Raw genomic sequence first — 25,484 nt, forward strand, 5'->3', positions numbered from 1 at the left:
CACGAGGTCCTCTCATGCCCTCTTTTGCACAGGAGTTGACCGGAGTACCTTCCAGGCCCATGCCGATATCTGCGCGGGGATCCCGCTTGAAGTGGCGAAGGCTCGTACCGGTGGCCACGGCCGTCCTGACGGCGGTCCTGCTGACCCCGGCGGGCGCCCAGGGCGCCGCACCCGAGGAGAGCAGACCGGTCTACTCCTACGACAACGCGATCCGCGAAGCCGTATGGGTCGACACGCGCATGGACGGCGACGGGGACGGGAAGACCGACCGGATCGCCGTCGACATCGTCCGCCCCAGGGAACCCGCCCAACAGGGCCGGAAGATCCCGGTCATCATGGACGCCAGCCCGTACTACTCCTGCTGCGGGCGAGGCAACGAGAGCCAGAAGAAGACGTACGACGCGGACGGGAACCCCGTCCAGTTCCCCCTCTACTACGACAACTACTTCGTGCCCCGCGGCTACGCCTTCGTCGCCGTCGACCTCGCCGGAACCAACCGCTCCGACGGCTGCGTGGATGTCGGCGGCCACTCCGACATCCAGTCCGCCAAGGCCGTCGTCGACTGGCTGAACGGCCGTGGCAAGGCCTACACCAGCCGTACCGGCGGTGAGCGTGCCAAGGCCGGCTGGTCGACCGGAAACACCGGAATGATCGGCAAGAGTTACGACGGCACCATCGCCAACGGCGTGGCGGCGACCGGCGTCGAGGGCCTGAAGACCATCGTCCCGATCGGCGCGATCTCGTCCTGGTACGACTACTACTTCGCGCAGGGCGCCCCCCTCTACGACAGCGGACCCGAATGGCTGTCCGACTACGTCGAGAGCCCCGCGGCCCGCGCCCGCTGCCAGGCGGTGCAGCAGCGCCTCGTCGACGAGGCCCCCCGCAACGGCGACTTCACCCGCCTGTGGGCCGAGCGCGACTACGTACCGGACGCGGAGAACGTCGACGCGAGCGTCTTCGTCGTCCACGGCATGCAGGACCTCAACGTCCGCGCCAAGCACTTCGGCCAGTGGTGGGACGCCCTCGCCGACGCGGGAGTCGACCGCAAGATCTGGCTCTCCCAGACCGGGCACGTCGATCCCTTCGACTTCCGCCGGGGCGCCTGGGTCAAGACACTGCACCGGTGGTTCGACCACGAACTGCTCGGCTACGACAACGGCATCGACCGCGAGCCCATGGCCGACATCGAGCGCGCTCCCGACCAGTGGTCCACGGACAAGGTCTGGCCGCCCCGCGCGACCGACGCCACCACCCTGCGCCCCGGCAAGGGCTCGGCGCCCGGCGTCGGCACCCTGTCGCTGAAGCGCGCCGCCCCCGGCATCACGGAGACCTTCACCGACGACCCGAAGCTCTCCGAGAGCGACTGGGCGGCCGCGATCGACACCTCCACCCCCTCCAAAGCGGGCTTCACCACCAAGCCGCTCACCCGCGACCTGCGCCTGTCCGGCTCCTCGAAGGTGACCGTCACCGCGACGCCCTCGACTTCCACCGCGCACCTCTCCGCGGTCCTGGTAGACCTCGGCCCGGACACGATCCGCGACTACACCGCCGCGGGCGAGGGCATCAGCACCCTTCCCAAGCGCACCTGCTGGGGCCCGAGCACCACCGGTGACAGCTCCTGCTTCAAGGAGACGAAGGCCCGTACCGCGAACGTCGACCACACCGTCTTCAGCCGCGGCTGGGCCGATCTGGGCACCTACGCCGACGCGGGCAAGGGCCGGCCGCTCACCCCGGGCAAGCGGTACACCATCACCCTGGACCTGCACGCGAGCGATCACGTCGTGCCCGCCGGGCACCGTCTCGCGCTGATCGTCGGCGGCACCGACGCGGGCCTCATCGACCCGCCGTCGACCACTCCGACGGTCGGTGTCGACCTGTCCCGTATGGCCGCCGAACTGCCGGTCGCCGGCGGCGCCAAGGCCTTCGCCGGCGCCACCGCGGGCTCGCGCTTCGCCGCCCCCTCGGGTGCCCGCCTCGACGGCGTGGCCGAACCGCGCGCCGTCCGCCCGATCCCGGGAGCCACCCGCTGATGCACCCGCGTATCCGTGCCCTCGCACTCGGCGCCGCCGCAGCGGCCCTCGCCGCACCACTGGCCACGACCACCGCCCAGGCCTCCCCGGCCCCGCCCCGAACCGGCTTCGAAACGAACGGCGGCGCACGCTGGACGACCCAGCCGGAGGAACAGGACTTCCTGCGAGCGGTCGACCGCGCCAGTCCCCGCGTCACGATGTCCACCATCGGCACCACCAAGCAGCACCGCTCGCTCCAGCTCGTCCGTATCGCCGCTCAGCGGCACACGACCACCACCGTGCTGCTGATCTGCTCCCAGCACGGCGACGAACCGTCAGGCCGCGAGGCCTGCCTGACGACCGTCCGGGACCTCGCGTACGCACAGGACAAGAAGACTCTCGACTTCCTCGCCCGCACCACGGTCCTCGTCATCCCCACCGCCAACCCCGACGGCCGCGCGGCCGACACTCGTACCAACTCCGACAACATCGACGTCAACCGCGACCACATCGCCCTCAAGACGGCCGAGGGCCGGGCGATGGCCGCCGTCATCCGCGACCACAGGCCCGACATCGTGTACGACCTGCACGAGTACGGCGCCACCCCGCCGTACTACGACCGGGACCTCCTCGCCCTGTGGCCCCGCAACCTCAACACGCACGGCCAGGTACACACCGAGGCCCGCAGCCTCTCCGAGTCCTACGTACGCCCCCACGCCGAGGACGCCGGCTTCAGCAGCGGCATCTACGGCATCTGGACGGACCCGGTCACGGGCGAGCCGGTCAGGCAGGTGGCGGGCGACGGCCAGGAGCGCATCCTGCGCAACACGGCCGGCATCAAGCACGCGGTGGGTCTCCTGGTGGAGACCCGGGTCGACCCCCTCACGACCGAGGAGAAGGAGAACCCCGCCCTCAACAACAGGCGCCGCGCGGACACCCAACGGGCAGCTCTGACAGGCGCGTTCACCTTCGTGGACGAGCGCCGGGGACGCATCCGGGCCGCCACCGCCCAGGCCCGCCTGGAGGGCTTCACGGACCGTGGCCCCGTCCACCTCGGCGGCGCCGACAACGACCCGCCCGAACCCGCCGAGACGATCGGGAACCCGCCCTGCGGCTACCACCTCTCCCCGGCGCAGTACGCCGATGTGGGCGACGAACTGGCGCTGCACGGAATCGTCTCCCACCCCCGCGTCAAGGGCGCATACGTGCCCCTGCGCCAGTCCCAGCGGAATCTGGCGGTCCTCCTGCTCGACGACCGTGCGGCGTACCACCTCACATCCGGCACGCCCGACACCAGCTGTTAGGCAGTTGTGACGTGCAACACATGTGGTAGGGGGTACGGGAGAGCGAAATCGAGCTCAGTGATTCCCGAAAGGTGCCGCCTGTGTCGCACGAACAGAAACCGGCTCAACGGCTTCGGCTGCCGGTGAGGGCGGCTCTCCCGGGCCGCCACCCGCACGAGGACGAGACGCCCCGGACCGACCGGGTGGTGTTCGGCGTGACGGCCGTGCTCACCCTGGCCTTCGTGCTCTGGGGCTCCGTCTTCACCGGGACGCTGGAGCGCGTCTCCGACAGCATGCTCAGCGGCCTGATGCACAACGGCGGCTGGGCCTTCGTTCTGGCCGCCTCCGGGTTCGTCATTTTCGCTCTCTGGCTGGCCGTCAGCCGTTACGGCAGGATCCCGCTCGGCCAGGAGCACGAGGGACCCGAGTTCCGCACCGTGTCCTGGGTCGCGATGATGTTCAGCGCCGGCATGGGCATCGGCCTGATGTTCTACGGCGTGAGCGAGCCCCTCGCGCACTACATCACCCCGCCGCCCGGAACCGACCCCGCCGACTCGGCGGACGCCATGCAGACGGCCCTGGCCACCACACTCTTCCACTGGACACTCCACCCCTGGGCGATCTACGCGGTGGTCGGCCTCGCCATCGCGTACAGCACATTCCGGCGCCGCAGGCGGCAGACCATCAGCGCCGTCTTCGAGCCGCTGATCGGGAAGAAGCGCGCCGACGGCGCCCCCGGCCGGGTGATCGACATCCTCGCCATCTTCGCCACCCTCTTCGGCTCCGCCACCTCCCTCGGTCTGGGCGCCCTGCAGATCGGCAGCGGCTTCCGCGAACTGGGCTGGATGGAGAAGGCCGGCACCGGACTCCTGATCTCCATCATCGGAGTCCTCACAGCCGCGTTCGTCTTCTCCGCCGTCTCCGGCGTCGAGAAGGGCATCCAGTGGCTGTCCAACACCAACATGGTCCTGGCCGTGATCCTCGCGGTCTTCGTCTTCATCGCGGGCCCGACCATCCTGATCCTCGACCTCCTCCCCACCTCCCTCGCCGCCTACATCGACGAACTTCCCCAGCTGGCCGGCCGTACCGAGGCGGCGACCGGTGGCGGTGAGGTCTCCGAATGGCTGAGCAGCTGGACGGTCTTCTACTGGGCGTGGTGGATCTCCTGGACTCCGTTCGTCGGCATGTTCATCGCGCGCATCAGCCGCGGCCGTACGATCCGTCAGTTCGTGGGCGGCGTCATCCTCGTGCCCAGCACCGTCAGCCTGGTCTGGTTCGCCATCTTCGGCGGTACGGCGATGAAGCTCCAGGAGCGCGAGCAGCTCGGTGACGAGACGACGCCGGAGGGCCAGCTCTTCGGCGTACTCCAACAGTTCCCCATCGAGAGCGTGATGAGCCTCCTGGTCATGATCCTGGTCGGCATCTTCTTCGTCTCCGGAGCCGACGCCGCCTCCATCGTGATGGGCACGCTCTCCCAGCGGGGCACCTTCGAACCGGCCCGGTTCGTCGTCATCTTCTGGGGCGTGGTGACCGGCGCCGTGGCAGCGGTCATGCTGCTCGTGGGCGACGGCAAGGGGGACGCGCTGGCCGGCCTCCAGAACCTCACGATCCTCGTCGCGGCCCCCTTCGTACTGGTCATGATCGGCATGTGCCTGGCCCTGATGCGCGACCTTCGCCAGGACCCGCTGATCGTCCGCGGCGAGATCGCCGAAGAGGCGGTGGAGAGCGCGGTGATCGCGGGCCACGAGAAGTACGCCGGCGAATTCGAGATCCGCATCGGCCCGGGCCCGGAGGCGGACGAGGAAGAGGAGCGCAAGAAGAACCTCTGACCCGACGAGGCGCAGCGCACCAGCGCCAGTACGCTCCCCACCCGACGAGCCCGCCCCCGTCCAGCACTTCATGGTGCCGGGAGGGGGCGTCCCGGGGCATTCCCCGCAGGGTGTCGAACGCCATACCCAGCACGGCACCACGTACCGGGGTGTTCGGCGCCCGAGGAGACGCCCCGGCGCGGCACCGGCCCCACGCCCCGGCCCTCCGCCGCCCCCACCCCGGCCACCGCGCCTCAGCCCCCCAGCAGCCGCGCCGCCTCCCGGGCGCACCCCCAGGCAACCGTGACCCCCGCCCCGCCATGCCCGTAGTTGTGCACGCACAACCCGCCGGACGGCAGCCGCTCCGCCTCCAGCCGCACACCCCCCGTACGCACGGGCCGCAGACCGACCCGGTGCTCCAGAACCTTCGCCCCCGCGACCTCAGGCCGGACCACCGCGCACCGCTCAACGATCGCCCGCGCCACCGCCGGATCGGGCTCCTGCTCCCACTGGTCGTCCTCGGCGGTGCCGCCGAGCACCAGGCCGTACGGCTGGGGAAACAGATAGGCCGACTCGGCTCCACCCGTCGCCGCCACGAACCACTCCGCGATCCCAGGGTTCTCCACCACGACCAACTGCCCCCGCACCGTGCGCATCCCGTCGTCGGGCACCAGCTCACGCGCCCCCAGCCCGCTGCAGTTGACGACGGCGCGCCCGGTCGACGGCGCGGCCTCCTCCAGCCGCGTCACACCCCGCGGCGACACCACACCACCCGCCTCCTCCAGCCGCCGCCGCAGATACCGCAGATGCACCGGCATGTCGATCAGCGGCAGCACAGCGCGCAAACCATCAGGACCGTCCGCCAGCCCCGTCACCCCCGCACCCCATGCCCCGAGCCCGGCCGACACGGTGTCCGCCATGACCCCCGCCACGCGCCGCACACCGGTCTCCTCGGGCGTACGCGCGAGCTCCTCGTAGACCCGCAGCGAGTCCAGCGCCCAGTCGCCCACGCGTTCCTCGGGCTCGATGCGGTACGGCCACCACAACGCGCCGGCCACCGCGGAGCACGTCCGTTCCGACGGTTCCCGGGTCCATACCCGCACCGACCAGCCACTCTCCGCAAGAACGACAGCGGTGGCCAGCCCCACCACCCCTGCGCCCACCACTACCACTTCACGGCTCATGGCCGGACGCTAACGGAATCCTCGCTGCCGTGCTCACATCACGTCATAGCTGGGGATACTCAGGACATGTCTGCCGACTACGCGACTTTCGGGCTTGCTCCGGCGATGCGGGCCGGTGGTGTCCTCGTCAACGGGGACTACCAACTGCACCGCGATTTCATGGACTTCATCATCGACGGCCGGCCGCTGCTCCACCAGCTCTCCGACCTGGACGCGGTGTCCCCCTTGGCCGCGGACGTACCGCCCGCCATCTTCACGGCCCAGGTACGCAGCCTCCTCCTGGAAGCGGAGGCGCCTCTCCCCGAAAGCCGGTACGTCATCTACGGCTGCCCGGAGTGCGAAAGCCTGGAGTGCGGTGCGGTCACCGCCGTGATCGAGCGGGCGGGGGACGACTTCGTCTGGCGGGACTTCGCCTGGCAGACGACCGGGACCGCGGACCTGGACCTGAACGGCTATCACGGGATAGGCCCGTTCCGCTTCCGCGGCCAGGAGTACCGCACGGCCCTGGAGCACCTGCTCGCTGCCGGCGACGAGGAGCCACCACCCCGCCGCCGGGTCCTCCTGATCGGCGCGCGCGTGGACGTACTGGCGAAGCTGGCCGCCGCACTGCGCACGATCAACATCGGCGCGGACATCACGGGCGACGCGGCCGACGTACCGCCCGACGAGCTGCGGGCCTACGGAGCGGTGGCTTTCGGCAGGACGGTCGACGAGCGCGTGCGCGCCGCCACCCGGTCGGCGTTCGAGCGAGCGGGCGCCGACGTCGCATACGTCGACGGGGTCGCCCCGATCGTCCCGCTGCTGGTGGCCCAGATAGAGGCGGCCCTGGACCGCAGCCCGCCGGAGCAGCGCCGTCTCACGCGGCTGGTGGCGGTGGAGGGCGAGGCGGGGGTCGAGGTGACGTCCACGTGCCGGGTGCAGCTGATCGCGTACCGGCTGGACCGGCTGTCGCGGACACACACCCATGAGGTCTTCGACGACGTACTGGAACCGGGAAAGCATCGGATCCCGCTGGACGGCCGGGCGACGAAGGGCCAGTCGTTCATCGTTGCGCGCACCATGGGAGCGGTACTGGTAGCCCCCATGATCCGCTGACCCACTCCATCCCGGGGCACCCCCTTCACGCACCCGGCACCAAGCCACGCACGCCGCGCCCGCCCCCTCGCTCACGGCACCATGCCACCCACCCACCCACCCGCTCACGCGGTACGCACCCGCACCTCCGCGCACAGCGGCCGGTCGGCCACAGGGGCCGGTCCACCACAGCTGCCGGTCGGCCCGCCCGAGGTGCTCGGTAGGATCGTGGCCTGATGACTGCAACTCTCGTCGCCAAAGATCTCGCCGCGGGCCACGGCGACCGCTCCCTCTTCTCGGGCCTCGACCTCGTGGTCGCCCCCGGCGACGTGATCGGCCTCGTCGGCGTGAACGGCGCGGGCAAGTCCACGCTGCTTCGGCTGCTCGCAGGGCTCGACACCCCCGAGGACGGCGAGCTGCGGCTCTCGCCGCCCACCGCCACCGTCGGGCACCTCCCGCAGGAGCCCGAGCGCCGCGAAGGCGAGACCGTACGGGCCTTCCTGGCCCGGCGTACCGGAGTGGCCGCCGCGCAGAGCGCCCTGGACGAGGCCACCCAGGCGCTCGTCGACGAGACCCCGGGCGCGGACGACGCGTACTCGGACAGCCTCGACCGCTGGCTCGACCTCGGCGGCGCGGATCTCGACGAGCGCGCCGAGGAGGTGGCCGCGTCCCTCGGCCTGACGGTCGGCCTCGACCAGCCGATGACCGCCCTCTCCGGCGGCCAGGCGGCCCGGGCGGGCCTCGCCTCGCTCCTCCTCTCCCGGTACGACGTCTTCCTCCTGGACGAACCCACGAACGACCTGGACCTGGACGGCCTGGAGCGCCTCGAGCGCTTCGTCTCGGGCCTGCGCGCCGGCACCGTCGTCATCAGCCACGACCGCGAGTTCCTCACCCGCACCGTCACCAAGGTCCTGGAGCTGGACCTCGCCCAGCAGCAGATCAAGCTCTACGGCGGCGGCTACGCGGCGTACCTGGAGGAGCGCGAGACCGCGCGCCGCCACGCCCGCGAGGACTTCGACGAGTACGCCGACAAGAAGGCCGCGCTCGAAGGCCGCGCCCAGATGCAGCGCGGCTGGATGGACAAGGGCGTCAGGAACGCCCGCCGCAAGGCCACGGACAGCGACAAACTCGGCCGCAACCTCCGCAGCGAGGCGAGCGAGAAGCAGGCCGCCAAGGCACGCCAGACCCAGCGCATGATCGAGCGTCTCGACGTCGTCGACGAGCCGCGCAAGGAGTGGGAGCTGCGCATGGAGATCGCGGCCGCCCCGCGCTCCGGCGCGGTGGTCGCCACGCTCCGCGACGCGGAGGTCCGGCGCGGCGACTTCTCGTTCGGCCCGGCGTCGCTCCAGATCGACTGGGCCGACCGCGTGGCGATCACGGGAGCCAACGGCGCGGGCAAGTCGACCCTGCTCGCCGCCCTCCTCGGCCGTCTCCCGCTGGACGAGGGACACGCGGCGCTCGGCCCCGGTGTGGTGGTCGGAGAGGTCGACCAGGCGCGCGGCCTGTTCTACGGTTGCGAGTCGCTCCTCGACGCCTTCTGCGCGGCGGTTCCCGACACGGAGCCGGCGGAGGTACGCACACTCCTGGCCAAATTCGGCCTGCGCGCCGACCACGTACTGCGCCCCGCCACGACACTGTCGCCGGGGGAGCGGACCCGCGCCGCGCTCGCGCTGCTCCAGGGCAGGGGCGTCAACCTGCTGGTCCTCGACGAGCCGACGAACCACCTGGACCTGACCGCGATCGAGCAGCTGGAGTCGGCACTCGACTCGTACGAGGGCACCCTGCTGCTGGTCACGCACGACCGCCGGATGCTGGACGCTGTCCGTACGACCCGCCGGGTCGAGGTCGCGTCGGGCAAGGTCACCGAACTCTGACCCGCCCTCGGGGCGTTCCTCCATCGCCGTACGGGCGCACGCGCCGCACCGGGCAACTCCGGCCCGTCCGGCGTTCGAGGACCGGGGGCGGGTGCTGAGCCCCGCTTGGGGGAGGGGCGGGTGGCGGAGAGACCCGCGCAGCGGAACCCGTACCCGCACCCGCCCCGGCCCACCGGCCCCGTCAGCCCCGCTTCGGATCGGTGAGTCCCGCCCGCCGCAACGCATCCGCCATCGCGCTGTTCGTCGGCGCGGGCGCCTGCCGGGAAGCCCCGCCACCAGCGCCACGGCGCTCACCGGTCCCGCCGCCACGACGCTCGCCGCCGGCAACGCCGCCCCCGCCACCGCGCCGCTCACGGCCACCCTGCCGCTGCGCCGGAGGACGGGAACCGGAGCCGCCGCCCCGCTCCCGCTTCCCCTCGCCCGCGGGCGTCACCACGTCGTCCTCCAGCCGCAGCGTCAACGAGATCCGCTTGCGCGGGATGTCGACGTCCATGACCTTGACCTTCACCACGTCACCCGGCTTCACGACGTCCCGGGGGTCCTTGACGAACGTCTTCGACAGCGCCGACACGTGCACCAGCCCGTCCTGGTGAACGCCCACGTCCACGAACGCCCCGAACGCGGCGACGTTCGTCACCACGCCCTCCAGGATCATCCCGGCCGTCAGGTCCCCGATCTTCTCGACGCCTTCCTTGAAGGTCGCCGTCTTGAACGCGGGCCGGGGGTCGCGCCCCGGCTTCTCCAGCTCCTTCAGGATGTCCGACACGGTCGGCAGCCCGAACGTGTCGTTCACGAAGTCCGCGGCACGCAGCGACCGCAGCACCGCCGTGTTCCCGATGAGGGTGGCGACCCCACTGCCCGCCGTCTTCACCATCGCCCGCACCACCGGATACGCCTCCGGGTGCACGCTCGACGAGTCCAGCGGATCGTCGCCGCCCTGGATCCGCAGGAAGCCCGCGCACTGCTCGTACGCCTTCGGGCCGAGCCGCGCCACATCCTTCAGCCCCTTGCGCGACCGGAACGGGCCGTTCGCGTCCCGGTGCGCCACGATGTTCTCGGCCAGCCCGGAGCTGATGCCGGATACGCGCGAAAGCAGCGGCGCGGAAGCGGTGTTGACGTCGACGCCCACCCCGTTGACACAGTCCTCGACCACCGCGTCGAGCGAACGCGACAGCTTCACCTCCGCCAGGTCGTGCTGGTACTGCCCGACCCCGATCGACTTCGGGTCGATCTTCACCAGCTCGGCGAGCGGGTCCTGGAGCCGCCGCGCGATCGACACTGCGCCGCGCAGCGAGACGTCCATGTCGGGAAGCTCCTGCGAGGCGAAGGCGGACGCCGAGTACACCGACGCACCGGCCTCCGAGACCATCACCTTCGTGAGCTTCAGCTCGGGGTGCTTGTCGCACAGCTCACCGGCGAGCTTGTCGGTCTCGCGGGACGCCGTGCCGTTGCCGATGGCGATGAGCTCGACGTCGTGCTCCTCGGCGAGCCGCGCCAGCGTCGCCAGCGACTCGTCCCACTTGTTCCTGGGCACGTGCGGGTAGATGACATCGGTCGCGACGACCTTGCCGGTCGCGTCCACGACGGCGACCTTCACGCCCGTACGGAATCCGGGGTCGAGCCCGAGCGTCGCCCGCGTACCGGCCGGCGCCGCCAGCAGCAGGTCGCGCAGGTTGGCCGCGAAGACGCGCACCGCCTCGTCCTCCGCCGCCGTACGCAGCCGCAGCCGCAGATCGATCCCGAGGTGCACCAGAATCCGGGTACGCCACGCCCAGCGCACCGTGTCGCCGAGCCATTTGTCGCCGGGGCGGCCCTGGTTGGAGATACCGAAGCGCCGGGCGACCATGTTCTCGTAGGTGGAGGGCCCGCCCGCCTCGGACGGCTCCTCGGGTTCCAGCACCAGATCGAGTACGTCTTCCTTCTCGCCCCGCAGCATGGCGAGCACCCGGTGCGACGGCAGCGCGGTGAAGGGCTCCGAGAAGTCGAAGTAGTCGGCGAACTTGGCGCCGGATTCCTCCTTGCCCTCCCGCACCTTCGCGGCCAGCCGCCCGCGCGACCACATGCGCTCGCGCAGCTCACCGATGAGATCGGCGTCCTCGGAGAAGCTCTCGGTGAGGACCGACCGCGCACCGTCCAGGGCGGCCTGCGCGTCGGCCACGCCCTTCGCGGCGTCCACGAACGCGGCGGCGGCCGCGAGCGGCTCCACCGAAGGGTCGGCCAGCAGCCCCCGGGCCAGCGGCTCGAGTCCCGCCTCGCGCGCGATCTGCGCCTTCGTCCGGCGCTTGGGCTTGAACGGCAGGTAGATGTCTTCCAGCCGGGCCTTGGTGTCGGCGGCCCGGATCCGCGCTTCGAGCGCCTCGTCCAGCTTGCCCTGTTCGCGCACGGACTCCAGGATCGCCGTCCGCCGCTCCTCCAGCTCGCGCAAGTACCGCAGCCGCTCCTCGAGCGTGCGCAGCTGCGCGTCGTCGAGCATCTCGGTCGCTTCCTTGCGGTAGCGAGCGATGAACGGCACGGTCGAGCCGCCGTCGAGCAATTCGACGGCGGCTCGGACCTGTCGCTCCTTTACGCCGAGTTCCTCGGCGATCCTGCCTTCGATGGACGTCGTCACGATGTTCCCGACTCGCCTTCTCCTGCGGGCTGTGCTTGAGCCTGCATTGTGCAGGGTCGTCGGGTCCCGTGTCGCGCGCGCCCCGGCCGGGCCGTCAGGCGCGTCGGGCGCGTCCACCGCCGCGGGACGCTGTATCCGACGCGCCTCCGAAGAGCTTGGCGACCAGCCGGAAGGGCAGAGTCACTACTGTCGCGATGGCCGAGCCGATCATCCGGAGTCCATCTGCAATCGCACGCAACACGTTGAACCTCCTGCTGTCTCGGTGTCCGACACGCATCTCGTTGTCCGACACAGCCCGGGTGTCCGTCATCGCGTGGCGCAAACGCTCCGCGCAGCGGGCAATGTCACTTGCCGGTGAGATCGGCCGGGAACGCGCCGGCCCCCAGCGCGGCTCCGAGGAAGCCGCGGCCGAGCTCGGTGAGCCGCTCGGTGCCCTCGGCGCCCAGGTGGTCGTACGGTGCCGCGTCGAGCCGGTCCGTCGTCTCCTCCAGCTCGCCGCGCAGTGCGGTGCCCGCCTCGGTCAGTTCGCCCCCGTCGTCCAGCAGACCGCGCTCCCGCAGCCGTGCCGAGGCCGTCTCCCAGTCCGTACGGTTCCAGCCGCGCGTGGCCAGCGTCCAGCGCGGCGACATGCCCTTGCCGGTCGCCGTGTGACTGACCAGCGCCTCCAGCGGGTCGAGCCCGGCGGCGAGCAGCGCCGCCAGGTGGCCGTCGCCGCGGTGCTCGCGCAGCAGCGTCGCGGCGTGCCAGTAGGCGAGGTGGGGCCGTTCGGGTACGGGCAGGTCGGCGTGGGCGGCGTACAGCGGCCGCGCGTGGCGGGTGCACGCCTCGGCGGCGCGCAGGGCGAGCCCGGCGGCCTCCGTCATCTCGGCCGACGCGAGGGCCTCCTCGCCGAGCAGCCGGCGCAGGGTCGTGTCGACGGCGCGCAGCCGCGCTTCGAGTACGACGGCGGGCGACGCGGTGCGCCACACCTCGGGGACGTGCCTGGCCACGAGGGCGTGGTTGAAGTTGTAGAAGGCGGCGGTGATCACGCCGGCCCCGACCGCGCCCATCGCGGCGCCGCGGCCCGCGAAGTAGGCGGCGTTGCTGTCCTCGATGCCCACCCCCGCCAGCTCCTTGGTGAAGTCCGGGGAGAAGTACACGGTCGAGTGCAGCGGATTGAGGGCGTTGTGGCAGCGGCGGCCGGCGCGCGCGGGCAGAGAGGTCATGTCCGTACGCTACCGACTGGTCAGTACGCCGGGAAGCGCCTGGCCCCCGTGGCAGTAAAGGTGGGGTACTCGTCATTGCGGACAAACACGGGGCCCCGAAGGATTGGGCGCATGCCGAAGCGATCCGTACGATCCGTGCTCGTCGTCCTCTTCGACGACGTCCAGAGCCTGGATGTGACCGGCCCGGTGGAGGTCTTCGCCGGTGCGGCCCTGCAGGCCGGCGCGGGACGGGACGCCGGGAGCGCGGACCCCGCGTACCGCATCCGCACCGCCTCGCTCGACGGTGCTCCCGTGCGCACCTCCAGCGGGCTCACACTCGTCCCCGACGCGGCCCTCACCGGCGAACCCGCGCCCCACACCCTCCTCGTCCCCGGCGGCCGGGGCACCCGCAGCCCCGACCCGCGCCTGACGGACTGGCTGCGCGAGAACGCGCCGCGCGCCGAGCGCCTGGTCAGCGTCTGCACGGGAGCGCTGCTGCTCGCCGCCGCCGGGCTGCTCGACGGCCGCAGGGTCACCACGCACTGGAGGGTGAGCGACCACCTGGCCCGCACCTACCCGGCCGTCGACGTCGACCCGGACCCCATCTACGTCCGCGACGGCAACGTGGCGACCTCGGCCGGTGTCACCGCGGGCATCGACCTGGCCCTGGCGCTCGTCGAGGAGGACCTGGGCCGCGACATCGCCCTCACCGTCGCCCGCCATCTCGTCGTCTTCCTGCGGCGCCCCGGGAACCAGGCCCAGTTCAGCGCCCAGCTCGCCGCCCAGACCGCGCAGCGCGAACCCCTCCGCGAGGTCCAGCAGTGGATCACCGAGCACCCCGGCGACGACCTGTCGGTCGAGTCGCTGGCCGGCCGCGCCCGTCTCTCGCCCCGCCACTTCGCCCGCGCCTTCCAGGCCGAGACCGGCACGACACCGGGCAAGTACGTCGAACGCGTACGCCTGGAACACGCGCGGCGGCTCCTGGAGGACTCCGCGGACGGCGTCGAGGAGATCTCACGGACCTGCGGTTACGGCACGCCCGAGGCGATGCGCCGGGCCTTCGTCAAGAGCCTCGGCACCGCCCCCGCCGAATACCGGCGCCGCTTCCGCCCACAGCCCACCATCCAGCAATGACCGGAACCCGGATCCCTGGAAGGGACACCATGACCCAGATCGCCATCGCCCTCTTCGACCGCTTCACCGCACTCGACGCGGTCGGCCCGTACGAGATGCTCTGTCGCCTCCCGGGCGCCGAGACGCTCTTCGTCGCCGAGCGGACCGGGCCCGTACGCAACGACCGGGGCGAGCTCGCGCTCGTCGCCGAGAAGACGTTCGCCGACGTCACGAGCCCCGACATGGTGATCGTGCCGGGCGGGCCGGGGCAGTCCGCTCAGATGGAGAACGAGGCACTCCTCGGCTGGCTCCGTACGGTCGACGCCGCCACCACCTGGACCACCTCGGTGTGCACCGGCTCGCTGCTGCTCGCGGCCGCCGGCCTGCTGACCGGCCGCCGGGCCACCTCGCACTGGCTCGCCCTCGACCACCTCAAGACCTTCGGCGCGGAGCCCACCGGCGAGCGGGTCGTCACCGACGGCAAGTACGTCACCGCCGCGGGTGTCTCCGCAGGCATGGACATGGGGCTCACCCTGGTCGGGAGGATCGCCGGCGACGAGCACGCGAAGGCGGTGCAACTGCTCACCGAGTACGACCCCCGGCCGCCGTACGACGCCGGATCGCCGCAAAAGGCCCCGGCCGCGCTGGTCGAGGAGTTCCGTGGCAAGAGCCGGTTCATCCTCCAGTAGGTCCCGGCGTCCACGTGAAGCGGGGCGTACGGCGCTCCAGGAAGGCGGCGACCCCCTCGGCGGTGTCGCCGCTGCCGCGTGCCTGCCCGGCCCAGTGCGCGTCCCGGTCGCTGCGGCCGTTCGCGAACTCCTTCGCCGCGGCCTGCGTCAGCTGCGAGCGCGACACCAGCACGTGCGTGAACTCGGCCACCCGCTTCGCCAGTCCGCCCTCCGGCAGCACCTCGTCCACCAGCCCGGTGCGCAGCGCCCGCTCCGTACCGATCAACTCACCTGAAAACAAAAGGTACTTGGCGGCGGAAGGGCCCACCAGCGCGACGAGCCGCCGGGTCGACGACGCGGGGTAGACGATCCCCAGCTTCGCGGGCGTGACCCCGAAGGACGCGCCCTCCTCGGCGAACCGCAGGTCGCACGCGGCGGCCAGCTGGCTGCCGCCGCCGACGCAGTAGCCGCGGACAGCGGCCAGCGTCGGCTTGGGGAACGCGGCCAGCGCTTCCTCGGCCCGCACGGCGAGCCCCTGCGGAGCGTCGCCGGGCGCGCCCTCGCGCTCACCCCGGTCGCGCAGAGAGGAGATGTCCGCCCCCGCGCAGAACGTGCCGCCCGCCCCGGTCAGCACGAGCGCACGTACGCCCGGGTCCCCGGCCAGCCGCTCCAGCAGGCCGGGCAGAGCGGCCCACATCCCGGCGGTCATGGCGTTGCGCTTGGCGGGGTTGCTGATGACGACGGTGGCGACCCCGTCGGCGACGGTGTGCTCAAGCTGCGGCTCCATGCGCCGGATGCTATCCGGACCGTACGAACCCGCGATCAGGAACAGGCGCACAACTGACCCTGTCATAGGCGGAGCGGTCAAAAGCTGTCGATTACGGCTGACTTGTGTTCAGATACCCGGTCCGGACCAGCGCGTTCCCAACACTCGACGCGTGGTGACGAGAGAAGACGCACCGGCAGGGTACGAAGGAGTCTGGCGCTTCACCGCCCCTGCGGCGGACGCCTCCGTACCGGAAGCCAGACACGCGGTCCGCGATCTGCTGAACCGGCAGGGCGTACCGGTCCACGACGAGCTGGTGCAGGGGCTGCTGCTGATCGTCTCCGAGCTGGTCACCAACGCCGTACGCCATGCGGCGCTGCTCTCCCCGGAGCTTGCCGTCGAGGTGGCGATCGGCACGGAGTGGATCAGGGTCTCCGTGGAGGACAACCACCCCTACCGGCCCAAGGCCCTCGAGCGGGACTACGCGCAGACCGGCGGGCGCGGCCTGCTGCTCGTGCGGGAGATCACCGCCGAGGCCGGAGGGGTGTGCGACATCGAGCACACCGCGAGCGGCGGAAAGGTCATCTGGGTCGCCCTGCCGTTGGCGGGGGCGGCCGTCACCAGCCCGCGGCCGGGCCCGTCAGCTCTCTGATCGCCGGGCGCGCCGCGTCCAGCACGGTCATGAACCACGCCGAGAACGGCGCCTGCGCGTGCCGCGCGGCCAGCTCGTCCGGCGTCACGAAGGACGTCTCGCCGACCTCTTCCGGGTCGGGCCGCAGCGGGCTCTGCACCATCCCGACGAAGAGGTGGTTGTACTCCTGCTCGACCAGGCCCGAGTCCGGGTCCGGGTGGTTGTAGCGGACGGTGCCGGCCTCGGCGAGCAGCGACGGGGAGATCCCCAGCTCCTCGTACGTACGACGGGCGGCCGCGGCGAACGGCGACTCCCCGGGGTAGGGGTGCCCGCAGCAGGTGTTGGACCAGACGCCGGGGGAGTGGTACTTGCCGAGTGCGCGGCGCTGGAGCAGCAGCCGCCCGGTCTCGTCGAAGAGGAAGACCGAGAAGGCGCGGTGCAGGCGGCCGGGAGCCTGGTGTGCGGAGAGCTTCTCCGCGGTGCCGATGGTATTGCCGTCCTCGTCGACCAGCTCGAGCAGGATCTCTTCCGCTGTGGCGTTCGACGAGGTGCTCGCGGCGGTCACTGGTGTGCTCGGCATAACCATCCTTTGCTTCGGTTCCCGGTGTCCAAGTCTGCCGTACAAAAGAGTCTTGTCCGTACTTCGCGGAACCAACCGCATGTCCGCCCCCGCCGCGCGGAGCGGCGGGGGCGGACGGTGCGTCAGCTCAGGACGGCGGAGGGCCGCAGTACATAGCCGGTGTAGCCGTACTCCGTCCCGTGGTCCGCGCGCACGGCGATCTCCTCGCGCGTGAGGGTGAGCGCCTGCTCCATTCCGGGCGTGGCGGGGTCGGCCGCGTCGGCGCGCTCTCCGAGCGGGACGTAGTACTCGTCCCAGTCGCTCTCGGGCTGTGCGTACACCCCGAGAACGACGTAGCCGGCCGCGACCGCCGCGGCCGTGTTCCCGGATTGGTCGCGCATCGCCGGATAGTTCGCGTCCCAGAACGCGCGTGCGCCCGGTGAGGGCGCGTCGGAGGTCCACTCGCACTCGGTGACGACGAGCGCGCCGCCGGGTGCGACGAGGCGCCGCCACCTGCTCAGCGCGGTGTCGAAACCGATGTTGTAGGCGGAGCTCTCCGCCCAGATGAGGTCGAACGACCCGTCGGGGAAGGTAGGTTCGCCCATGTCACCCTCGACGGTACGGATCGAACCGGCGAGCCCGCGCGCTTCGGCGGTACTCCTCAGCTCGGCGAGGAACGGCGCGTACAGATCGACGGCCGTCACCTCGGCGCCGCACTCGGCCGCCAGCAGCAGCGAGACCCGGCCGGGGCCGCAGCCCAGGTCGAGCACGCGCGGCCGGTCCGGCATAGGTCCGGCGAGGGAGAGCAGGTGGCGGGTGGTGGAATCGGAGCCGGGGCCCTGGCGCGGAAGCCCGCGGTGCAGGGTCATGAAAGCTTCGAACATGGCGTTGTCGGTCAACGTGAGAACCCTTGGGTGTGAGGGCTCCGGCCGACGCGCGGAGAATCGCGCACGACGCATCGCGAGGAACGCGAAGAAGGGGTCAGCCGAGAGCCCGGGAGTTGAGGATGAACCGGACACTGCTCGCAGCAGCATCGACCATGACGGTCATCAACCTCATCTCCCCTCATCGTGTCCCCGGGACGGAATGTCTCCGCGAAAACCCTAGCAGCCCCGAACGGGTCAGCGGCAGAGTCTCGCCTCGTGCTCGGCGTGACCGCTCGGCTCCAGCTGGAACGTGCAGTGCTCGACGTCGAAGTGGACACCGAGGCAGCCCTGGAGGGCGTGCAGCATCTTCTCGTGCCCGACCGAGTCGAGGAAGTCCTGACTGACCACCACGTGCGCGGACAGCACCGGCATGCCCGAGGTGATCGTCCAGGCGTGCAGGTCGTGTACGTCGTCGACGCCCGGCAGATCGAGTATGTGCTCCCGTACCTCCGCCATGTCCACGCCCTTGGGTGCGACCTCCAGGAGCACGCTCAGTGTCTCCCGCAGCAGCTTCCAGGTACGCGGCACGATCATGAGGCCGATCACGAGCGACGCGATGGGGTCGGCGGCCTGCCAGCCGGTCGCCATGATGACGCCGGCCGAGACCAGTACGGCGACCGAGCCCAGGGTGTCCGCCAGGACCTCCAGGAAGGCGCCGCGCACATTGACACTGTCCTGCTGGCCCTTCATCAGCAGCGACAGCGAGATCATGTTGGCGAGGAGACCGACCAGGGCGAAGACGATCGCCGTACCGCTCTTGGTCTCCGCCGGGGTGATGAAGCGGTCGACGGCCTCGAAGAGCAGGAAACCGCCGACGCCGAGCAGCAGGAGACAGTTCGCGAGCGCGGCGAGGATCTCGGCCCGTGCGTAGCCGAAGGTGGCCTTGGTGGTGGCCGGGCGGTTCGCGAAGTGGATCGCGAGGAGCGCCATCGCGAGCCCGAGGGCGTCCGTCGCCATATGGGCCGCGTCCGCGATCAGTGCCAGCGAATTGGCGACCAGGCCGCCGACGATCTCGACCGTCATGACGGTCAGGGTGATGCCGAGCGCGATACGCAGCCGCCCCTTGTACGCCGCCGCCGCCGTACCGGTGGGCGGCGGCCCGCCGTGCGTATGCCCGTGATCGTGCCCAGCCCCCATGAGGGACGCCTCCCCGGTTGTGTGAACAGTCTGTCCGAGGTGTCAGTGAACTACGGGCGGGGGGTATGTGCAACACGGGACTGAACACCGTTGTCATGTGCCCTGACCTGCGGAAATGACCGCAGGTCAGGGCGTCGGCAAGATCAGTTCTGGGCGGCTTCCGGGTGCCGGAGAAGCCAGCCCTCCCACGCCGAGGCGACCATGTCGCGCACCCCGCGCCCGGCCGTCCAGCCCAGCTCCTTGGCGATCAGATCGGACGAGGCGACCGCCTTCGCGGCGTCACCCGGGCGGCGCGGCTCGACCACCGGGACGAGCGCGGAACCGGTGATCTCGCCCACCAGCCCGGCCAGCTCACGCACCGAGACACCTTCACCGCGGCCGATGTTGAACGTCATGTCCGCCTGCTCCGCGCGCGCCGCGAGCGCCCGCGCGACCGAGAGGTGGGCGTCGGCGAGATCGGCGACGTGAATGTAGTCACGGATGCAGGTGCCGTCGGGCGTCGGATAGTCCGCCCCGAAGATCCGCGGGGCCTCACCGCGCGTGATCCGGTCGAAGAACATCGGGATGATGTTGAACACCCCGGTGTCGGCCAGCTCCGGCCTCGCCGCACCCGCCACGTTGAAGTAGCGCAGGCACGCGGTCGAGAAGCCGTGTGCCCGGCCCGCCGCCCGCACGAGCCACTCGCCGGCCAGCTTGGTCTCTCCGTACGGATTGATCGGCGCGCAGGGGGTGTCCTCGGCGATGAGCTCCGCCTCGGGCACCCCGTACACGGCGGCGGAGGACGAGAAGAGGAACTGCCGCACGTCGGCCGCCGCGACGGCCTCCAGCAGCACGGTGAGCCCGTGCACATTCTCCCGGTAGTAGAGCAGCGGCTTCTCGACCGACTCCCCGACCTGCTTGCGCGCCGCGAGATGCACCACACCCGTGACGTCGTGCCCGGCGAGCGTGCGGTCGAGCAGCTCCCGGTCCAGTACCGAGCCGCGTACGAGCGTGATGCCCGCCGGCAGCCGTTCGGGGATCCCGGACGAGACGTCGTCCAGGACGACCACCCGCTCACCCGCCGCCGCCATGGTCAGCGCCACATGCGCACCGATGTAACCCGCTCCACCCGTGATCAGCCATGTCATAACGGCCACCCTAGGGCGTGTCCGGACCCTGTGTGGCCGTGGGTTTGTGGGCCGGGGCACGGATCGACCAAGATGATCTCGGTGGGCCGCCCGGGTCCCGGTCCGGTCTTATCGGGGCGTTAACGGGCCGTGAATTCCCGCTTCCGTTCATCCGATAGCCTCTGCCGACATGCCTTCGCGCCCGTGCCGGGCCGGAATGCCGCATGCCACGCAAGGCCAGCCCCTGCCCAGCGCCAAGGAGTGAGTTCGTCTGTCGACCGCCATCCTCACCGGTCCGCCGGTACCCGGATCGCCGCTCGAGGGCGATCTGCGGTCGCTGGGATTCGACGTACGGTCCGCCGCCGACGCGAACGAGACCGCCGAGCTTCTCGACGCCGTGCCCGCCGGTGAGCGGGTCGCGCTCGTCGACCCGCGCTTCGTCGGCCACGTCCACTCCCTGCGCCTCACGCTGACGGACCCCCGCTTCCCGGCCGCCGCGGCCCCCGGGGCGCTCACCGCGCAGCCCGAGGCCCGCGCCGCGCTGTCCCGCGCGGTGCGCGGCGCCGCGGCAGGACCCGACGCCGCCGCCGCCGCGCTCGACGCGGACGGCACGGCCGTGCGGCGTCCGGAGCTCGGCTCGCTCGTCGCCGTCGTCGCCACCGGCGAGGACGAGCGCGAGCAGGCCCGCGCCGCCGTCGCCGCCGTCGACGAGGAGGCCGTACGGCTGCGTACGGCCGTGAAGTCCCGCGACGGCTTCTTCACGACCTACTGCGTCAGCCCGTACTCGCGCTACCTCGCGCGCTGGTGCGCCCGCCGGGGCTTCACCCCGAACCAGGTCACCACCGCCTCGCTGATCACCGCGCTGATCGCGGCCGGCTGCGCGGCGACCGGCACCCGCGGCGGCTACGTCGCGGCCGGCGTGCTGCTGCTCTTCTCCTTCGTCCTGGACTGCACCGACGGGCAGCTCGCCCGCTACTCGCTCCAGTACTCGACGATGGGCGCCTGGCTCGACGCGACCTTCGACCGCGCCAAGGAGTACGCGTACTACGCCGGCCTCGCGCTCGGAGCCGCCCGCGGCGGCGACGACGTGTGGGCGCTGGCACTCGGCGCGATGGTGCTCCAGACCTGCCGCCATGTCGTGGACTTCTCGTTCAACGAGGCGAACCACGACGCGGAGTCCAACACGAGCCCCACCGCGGCGCTCTCCGACAAGCTCGACAGCGTCGGCTGGACCGTCTGGGTACGCCGGATGATCGTCCTGCCGATCGGCGAGCGGTGGGCGATGATCGCGGTCCTGACCGCCGTCACCACCCCGCGGATCGTCTTCTACGCCCTGCTCGCCGGCTGCTCGCTCGCCGCCCTCTACACGACGGCAGGCCGCGTCCTGCGCTCGCTGACCCGCAAGGCGCGGCGTACCGACCGGGCCGCCCAGGCCCTCGCCGACCTCGCGGACAGCGGGCCGGTCGCCCAGGCCGTCGCGGCGCGCGGGCCCCGTCTCAAGGGCGCCTGGACCGCTCCGGTCGTCGCCGCGGCCGGCGCCGCGGCGCTGCTGAGCACGGCGCTTACCCAGCCCGTCGGCAGCCGCCAAGTGATCATCGCGGCCGTCTTCTACGCCGTTCTCTCGGGCATGGCCGTCGCGCGCCCCCTCAAGGGAGCCCTCGACTGGCTCGTCCCGCCCGTCTTCCGGGTGGCCGAGTACGGCACCGTCCTCGTCCTCGCCGCCCGGTCCGAAGTGAACGGAGCACTGCCGGCGGCCTTCGGGCTGGTGTCGGCAGTCGCCTACCATCACTACGACACGGTGTACCGCATCCGTGGCGGCACAGGCGCGCCCCCCCAGTGGCTGGTGCGGACGATCGGCGGGCACGAAGGCCGGACGCTCGTGGTGGTGGTACTCACCACGCTCCTGGCGACGCAGAACACAGACCTCACCTTGGCGCTCACGGCCCTCGCTGTGGCCGTGGCGCTCGTGGTGCTCATGGAGTCCATCCGCTTCTGGGTGTCCTCCGGAGCACCCGCAGTACATGACGAAGGAGAAACCGCATGATCGGCCTCGTACTGGCTGCCGGCGCCGGACGGCGTCTGCGTCCCTACACGGACACCCTCCCGAAGGCCCTGGTGCCCGTGGACGGCGACACGACCGTTCTGGACCTCACCCTCGGCAACTTCGCCGAGGTCGGCCTGACCGAGGTCGCGATCGTCGTCGGCTACCGCAAGGAAGCCGTCTACGCGCGCAAGGAGGCCCTCGAGGCGAAGTACGGCCTCAAGATCACGCTTGTCGACAACGACAAGGCCGAGGAGTGGAACAACGCCTACTCCCTGTGGTGCGCCCGTGACATCCTCAAGCAGGGCGTGATACTCGCCAACGGCGACACCGTTCACCCGGTCTCCGTCGAGAAGACGCTGCTCGCCGCCCGCGGCAAGGGGCAGAAGATAATCCTCGCCCTCGACACGGTGAAGAACCTCGCCGACGAGGAGATGAAGGTCATCACGCAGGACGGCAAGGGCGTCCAGCGGATCACGAAGCTGATGGACCCGGCGACCGCCACCGGTGAGTACATCGGCGTCACGCTGATCGAGCCGGAGGCCGCCGAAGAGCTCGCCGACGCGCTGAAGACGACGTTCGAGCGCGACCCCGACCTCTACTACGAGGACGGCTACCAGGAGCTGGTCAACCGCGGCTTCACCGTCGACGTGGCCCCCATCGGGGAAGTGACGTGGGTCGAGATCGACAACCACGACGACCTCGCGAAGGGCCGTGAGATCGCGTGCCAGTACTGACCCGCCTCATCCCGTCCCCGGTCGTCGTCGACATCAGTTGCGGCGCCATGGACGACCTGGCCGGCCTGCTGGCCGACCAGCGGATCTCCGCCTCCGGCAAGCTGGCGATCGCCACCAGCCCCGGCTCGGGCATGGCCCTGCGCGACAAGCTCGCGCCGGTCCTGCCCGGCGCCGACTGGTACGCCGTGGCCGACGGAACCATCGACTCCGCGGTCAGGCTGGCGGACGGGATCAAGGGCAAGCGGTACGACGCCGTGGTCGGCCTCGGCGGCGGCAAGATCATCGACGTGACGAAGTACGCGGCGGCGCGGGTCGGCCTGCCGATGGTCGCCGTCGCGACGAACCTCTCGCACGACGGTCTGTGCTCGCCGGTGTCCATCCTGGACAACGACAACGGCCGCGGCTCGTACGGCGTCCCGACTCCCATCGCCATGGTCATCGACCTCGATGTGATCCGGGACGCCCCGGTCCGCTTCATCCGGTCCGGCATCGGCGACGCGATCTCCAACATCTCGGCGATCGCGGACTGGGAGCTGTCCCACCGCATCAACGGCGAGCCGGTCGACGGACTGGCCGCCGCCATGGCCCGTACGGCGGGAGAAGCCGTACTCCGCCACCCCGGCGGGGTCGGCACCGACGAGTTCCTCACGGTCCTCGCCGAGTCCCTGGTGCTCTCCGGCATCGCCATGTCGATCAGCGGCGACAGCCGCCCGTCGTCCGGCGCGTGCCACGAGATCAGCCACGCCTTCGACCTGCTGTACCCCAAGCGGGCCGCGAGCCACGGCGAGCAGGTCGGCATCGGCGCCGCCTTCGCCATGCACCTGCGGGGCGCGACCGAGCAGTCCGGGCTCTTCGCCGAGGTACTGCACCGGCACGGCCTGCCGGTGCTGCCGGAGGAGATCGGCTTCAGCGTCGACGAGTTCGTCAAGGCTGTCGAATACGCACCACAGACCCGTCCGGGACGCTTCACGATCCTGGAGCACCTCGACCTGTCCGCAGACCAGATCAAGGACGCTTACGCCGACTATGTCAAGGCCATCAGTAGCTGAACTCCGTCCGGTCGTTCACCCCGAGGGTGTGAAGGACCGGCGCAGCGGTGAGCACTGGGCCGGGCGCATGTACATGCGGGAGATCTCGCTGCACATCGACCCGTACCTGGTGAACACCAAGATCACGCCGAACCAGCTCACGTACCTCATGGTCGTCGTGGGTGTGCTCGGTGGCGCGGCCCTGCTCATCCCCGGGCTGACCGGTGCGATCCTCGCGGTGGTGCTGTTCCAGATCTATCTGCTGCTCGACTGCGTCGACGGCGAGGTCGCCCGCTGGCGCAAGCAGACCTCGATCACGGGCGTCTACCTGGACCGCATCGGCCACTACCTGTGCGAGGCGGCCCTGCTCGTGGGCTTCGGCCTGCGGGGCGCGGATCTCTTCGGTCCGGGCCGGCCGGAGTGGCTGTGGGCGTTCCTCGGCACGCTCGCTGCGCTGGGCGCGATCCTGATCAAGGCGGAGACCGACCTCGTCGACGTGGCCCGCACGCGCAGCGGTCTGCCGGCCGTGAAGGACGAGGCCTCCGTGCCGCGCTCCTCCGGTCTGGCACTCGCGCGCAGGCTGGCCGCGGCGCTGAAGTTCCACCGCCTGGTCGGCGGGATCGAGGCGAGCCTGTTCATCCTGGTCGTCGCGATGGGCGACTTCGTCCAGGGCGACCTGTTCTTCAGCCGCCTCGGCATCGCCGTACTGGCCGGAATCGCGATCGTGCAGACGTTCCTGCACCTCGTGTCCATCCTCGCCTCGAGCAGGCTGAAGTGACGGCCGCGGGCACGGGCGCAGGCCTGAAGGCCGGCGCCGTCATCATCACGATGGGCAACCGCCCGGACGAGCTGCGTGCCCTCCTCGACTCGGTCGCCAAGCAGGACGGCGACCGCGTCGAGGTGGTCGTCGTCGGCAACGGCTCGCCGGTCACCGGTGTCCCCGAGGGCGTACGGACCGTCGAGCTGCCGGAGAACCTCGGCATCCCGGGCGGCCGCAACGCCGGTATCGAGGCGTTCGGCCCCAGTGGCGCCGAGATGGACATCCTGCTCTTCCTCGACGACGACGGTCTGCTGGCCCAGCACGACACGGCCGAGCTGTGCCGCCAGGCCTTCGCCGCCGATCCGAAGCTCGGCATCATCAGCTTCCGGATCGCGGACCCCGACACGGGTGAGACCGCGCGCCGGCACGTCCCGAGGCTGCGCGCGGCCGACCCGATGCGCTCCTCGCGCGTGACGACCTTCCTCGGCGGCGCCAATGCCGTGCGGACCAAGGTCTTCGCCGAGGTCGGCGGGCTGCCGGACGAATTCTTCTATGCCCACGAGGAGACCGATCTGGCCTGGCGGGCGCTCGACGCCGGCTGGATGATCGACTACCGCTCGGACATGGTCCTGTACCACCCGACGACCGCCCCGTCCCGGCACGCCGTCTACCACCGCATGGTGGCCCGGAACCGGGTCTGGCTGGCCCGGCGTAATCTGCCGGCCCCCCTGGTGCCCGTCTACCTCGGCGTGTGGCTGCTGCTCACCCTGGCGCGGCGCCCCTCCGTACCCGCCCTGAAGGCATGGTTCGGCGGCTTCAAGGAGGGCTGGACTACGTCCGCGGGACCACGCCGCCCGATGAGATGGCGTACCGTCTGGCGCCTGACCCGGCTCGGCCGACCTCCTGTCATCTGACAAGCTCGGGTCTGAAAGCATCGGGTGCACGCGGGACCTGTAGCCCGATCCTGCGCCCTACTGCCTGCGCATCT

General features: G+C 71.1%; 21 protein-coding genes and 1 pseudogene. 13 read left to right on the forward strand and 9 right to left on the reverse strand.

The annotated features are described in order from the left end of the window. Positions 1-59: 59 nt before the first annotated feature. From ACWIHY_RS03155 to ACWIHY_RS03165, 3 genes are all read left to right on the forward strand, one after another. The gene (locus ACWIHY_RS03155; protein WP_454373806.1) at positions 60-2,030 is read left to right on the forward strand and encodes a Xaa-Pro dipeptidyl-peptidase; all 1,971 of its coding nucleotides are present in this window, start codon (positions 60-62) and stop codon (positions 2,028-2,030) included. Continuing rightward, the gene (locus ACWIHY_RS03160; protein WP_454373807.1) at positions 2,030-3,313 is read left to right on the forward strand and encodes a M14 family metallopeptidase; all 1,284 of its coding nucleotides are present in this window, start codon (positions 2,030-2,032) and stop codon (positions 3,311-3,313) included. The genes ACWIHY_RS03155 and ACWIHY_RS03160 overlap by 1 nt, the downstream gene beginning before the upstream one ends. Positions 3,314-3,435: 122 nt before the next feature. Further along, positions 3,436-5,121 carry a BCCT family transporter gene (locus ACWIHY_RS03165; protein WP_454373879.1) on the forward strand — a complete coding sequence of 562 codons (1,686 nt, stop codon included), beginning with the start codon at positions 3,436-3,438 and terminating at the stop codon, positions 5,119-5,121. Between the two features lie 233 nt (positions 5,122-5,354). Here the strand turns inward: ACWIHY_RS03165 and ACWIHY_RS03170 are convergent, their stop codons facing one another. Continuing rightward, a complete protein-coding gene (locus ACWIHY_RS03170) occupies positions 5,355-6,284 on the reverse strand; it encodes an FAD-dependent oxidoreductase (protein ID WP_454373808.1) in 930 nt (309 codons plus the stop codon). 66 nt (positions 6,285-6,350) lie between these two features. On the opposite strand from ACWIHY_RS03170, the gene ACWIHY_RS03175 reads away from it, so the two are divergent. Both ACWIHY_RS03175 and ACWIHY_RS03180 read left to right on the forward strand, forming a co-directional pair. Next, positions 6,351-7,379, forward strand: a complete 1,029-nt coding sequence (locus tag ACWIHY_RS03175; protein ID WP_454373810.1) for an oxidoreductase — start codon at positions 6,351-6,353, stop codon at positions 7,377-7,379. Between the two features lie 215 nt (positions 7,380-7,594). After that, positions 7,595-9,232, forward strand: coding sequence for an ABC-F family ATP-binding cassette domain-containing protein (locus ACWIHY_RS03180; RefSeq protein WP_454373812.1), 1,638 nt, complete (start codon positions 7,595-7,597; stop codon positions 9,230-9,232). A gap of 181 nt (positions 9,233-9,413) precedes the next feature. Here ACWIHY_RS03180 and ACWIHY_RS03185 read toward each other — a convergent pair whose 3' ends face one another. From ACWIHY_RS03185 to ACWIHY_RS03195, 3 genes are all read right to left on the reverse strand, one after another. Next, positions 9,414-11,840, reverse strand: a complete 2,427-nt coding sequence (locus ACWIHY_RS03185; protein ID WP_454373813.1) for a Tex family protein — start codon at positions 11,838-11,840, stop codon at positions 9,414-9,416. Between the two features lie 94 nt (positions 11,841-11,934). Beyond that, positions 11,935-12,081 (reverse strand): LPFR motif small protein, encoded by a 147-nt coding sequence (locus tag ACWIHY_RS03190; protein WP_454373814.1) that lies wholly within the window; start codon positions 12,079-12,081, stop codon positions 11,935-11,937. Between the two features lie 103 nt (positions 12,082-12,184). Next, positions 12,185-13,045 (reverse strand): SCO6745 family protein, encoded by an 861-nt coding sequence (locus ACWIHY_RS03195; RefSeq protein ID WP_454373815.1) that lies wholly within the window; start codon positions 13,043-13,045, stop codon positions 12,185-12,187. 111 nt (positions 13,046-13,156) lie between these two features. Here ACWIHY_RS03195 and ACWIHY_RS03200 point away from each other — a divergent pair, with 111 nt between their 5' ends. Next, a complete protein-coding gene (locus ACWIHY_RS03200) occupies positions 13,157-14,158 on the forward strand; it encodes a GlxA family transcriptional regulator (RefSeq protein WP_454373816.1) in 1,002 nt (333 codons plus the stop codon). Positions 14,159-14,187: 29 nt separating this feature from the next. Next, positions 14,188-14,826 carry a DJ-1/PfpI family protein gene (locus ACWIHY_RS03205; RefSeq protein WP_454373817.1) on the forward strand — a complete coding sequence of 213 codons (639 nt, stop codon included), beginning with the start codon at positions 14,188-14,190 and terminating at the stop codon, positions 14,824-14,826. Here the strand turns inward: ACWIHY_RS03205 and ACWIHY_RS03210 are convergent. Beyond that, complete coding sequence (locus ACWIHY_RS03210; RefSeq protein ID WP_454373818.1) at positions 14,813-15,592, reverse strand: enoyl-CoA hydratase/isomerase family protein; 780 nt, start codon at positions 15,590-15,592, stop codon at positions 14,813-14,815. The genes ACWIHY_RS03205 and ACWIHY_RS03210 overlap by 14 nt on opposite strands. A 151-nt stretch (positions 15,593-15,743) precedes the next feature. Between ACWIHY_RS03210 and ACWIHY_RS03215 the strand changes: the two genes are divergently transcribed. Beyond that, positions 15,744-16,223: an ATP-binding protein gene (locus tag ACWIHY_RS03215; RefSeq protein ID WP_454373819.1), complete on the forward strand. Its 480-nt coding sequence runs from the start codon at positions 15,744-15,746 to the stop codon at positions 16,221-16,223. On the opposite strand, the gene idi is transcribed toward ACWIHY_RS03215, so the two are convergent. From idi to galE, 4 genes and pseudogenes are all read right to left on the reverse strand, one after another. Further along, entirely contained in the window at positions 16,189-16,782 is a 594-nt protein-coding gene (gene idi / locus ACWIHY_RS03220) for an isopentenyl-diphosphate Delta-isomerase (protein WP_454373820.1), read from the reverse strand. The genes ACWIHY_RS03215 and idi overlap by 35 nt on opposite strands. Positions 16,783-16,919: 137 nt before the next feature. Then, positions 16,920-17,645: pseudogene (locus ACWIHY_RS03225) on the reverse strand (class I SAM-dependent methyltransferase); the annotation flags it as partial. A 237-nt stretch (positions 17,646-17,882) separates the two neighbouring features. After that, positions 17,883-18,824 carry a cation diffusion facilitator family transporter gene (locus ACWIHY_RS03230; RefSeq protein WP_454373821.1) on the reverse strand — a complete coding sequence of 314 codons (942 nt, stop codon included), beginning with the start codon at positions 18,822-18,824 and terminating at the stop codon, positions 17,883-17,885. Between the two features lie 143 nt (positions 18,825-18,967). Next, positions 18,968-19,951: a UDP-glucose 4-epimerase GalE gene (gene galE, locus ACWIHY_RS03235; RefSeq protein WP_454373822.1), complete on the reverse strand. Its 984-nt coding sequence runs from the start codon at positions 19,949-19,951 to the stop codon at positions 18,968-18,970. Positions 19,952-20,201: 250 nt separating this feature from the next. On the opposite strand from galE, the gene ACWIHY_RS03240 reads away from it, so the two are divergent. The 5 genes from ACWIHY_RS03240 to ACWIHY_RS03260 are packed head-to-tail and all read left to right on the forward strand — an operon-like array spanning position 20,202 to position 25,410. Further along, complete coding sequence (locus ACWIHY_RS03240) at positions 20,202-21,974, forward strand: DUF5941 domain-containing protein (protein WP_454373880.1); 1,773 nt, start codon at positions 20,202-20,204, stop codon at positions 21,972-21,974. Beyond that, positions 21,971-22,708, forward strand: coding sequence for a phosphocholine cytidylyltransferase family protein (locus ACWIHY_RS03245; RefSeq protein WP_454373823.1), 738 nt, complete (start codon positions 21,971-21,973; stop codon positions 22,706-22,708). The genes ACWIHY_RS03240 and ACWIHY_RS03245 overlap by 4 nt, the downstream gene beginning before the upstream one ends. Then, positions 22,696-23,757 (forward strand): iron-containing alcohol dehydrogenase family protein, encoded by a 1,062-nt coding sequence (locus ACWIHY_RS03250; protein WP_454373824.1) that lies wholly within the window; start codon positions 22,696-22,698, stop codon positions 23,755-23,757. The genes ACWIHY_RS03245 and ACWIHY_RS03250 overlap by 13 nt, the downstream gene beginning before the upstream one ends. After that, positions 23,735-24,514: a CDP-alcohol phosphatidyltransferase family protein gene (locus ACWIHY_RS03255; RefSeq protein ID WP_454373825.1), complete on the forward strand. Its 780-nt coding sequence runs from the start codon at positions 23,735-23,737 to the stop codon at positions 24,512-24,514. Before ACWIHY_RS03250 ends, ACWIHY_RS03255 begins: the two co-directional genes overlap by 23 nt. A 50-nt stretch (positions 24,515-24,564) precedes the next feature. After that, positions 24,565-25,410 (forward strand): glycosyltransferase family 2 protein, encoded by an 846-nt coding sequence (locus tag ACWIHY_RS03260; protein WP_454373881.1) that lies wholly within the window; start codon positions 24,565-24,567, stop codon positions 25,408-25,410. Positions 25,411-25,484 lie beyond the last annotated feature (74 nt).

This window comes from Streptomyces sp. NPDC055287 (assembly GCF_053646035.1).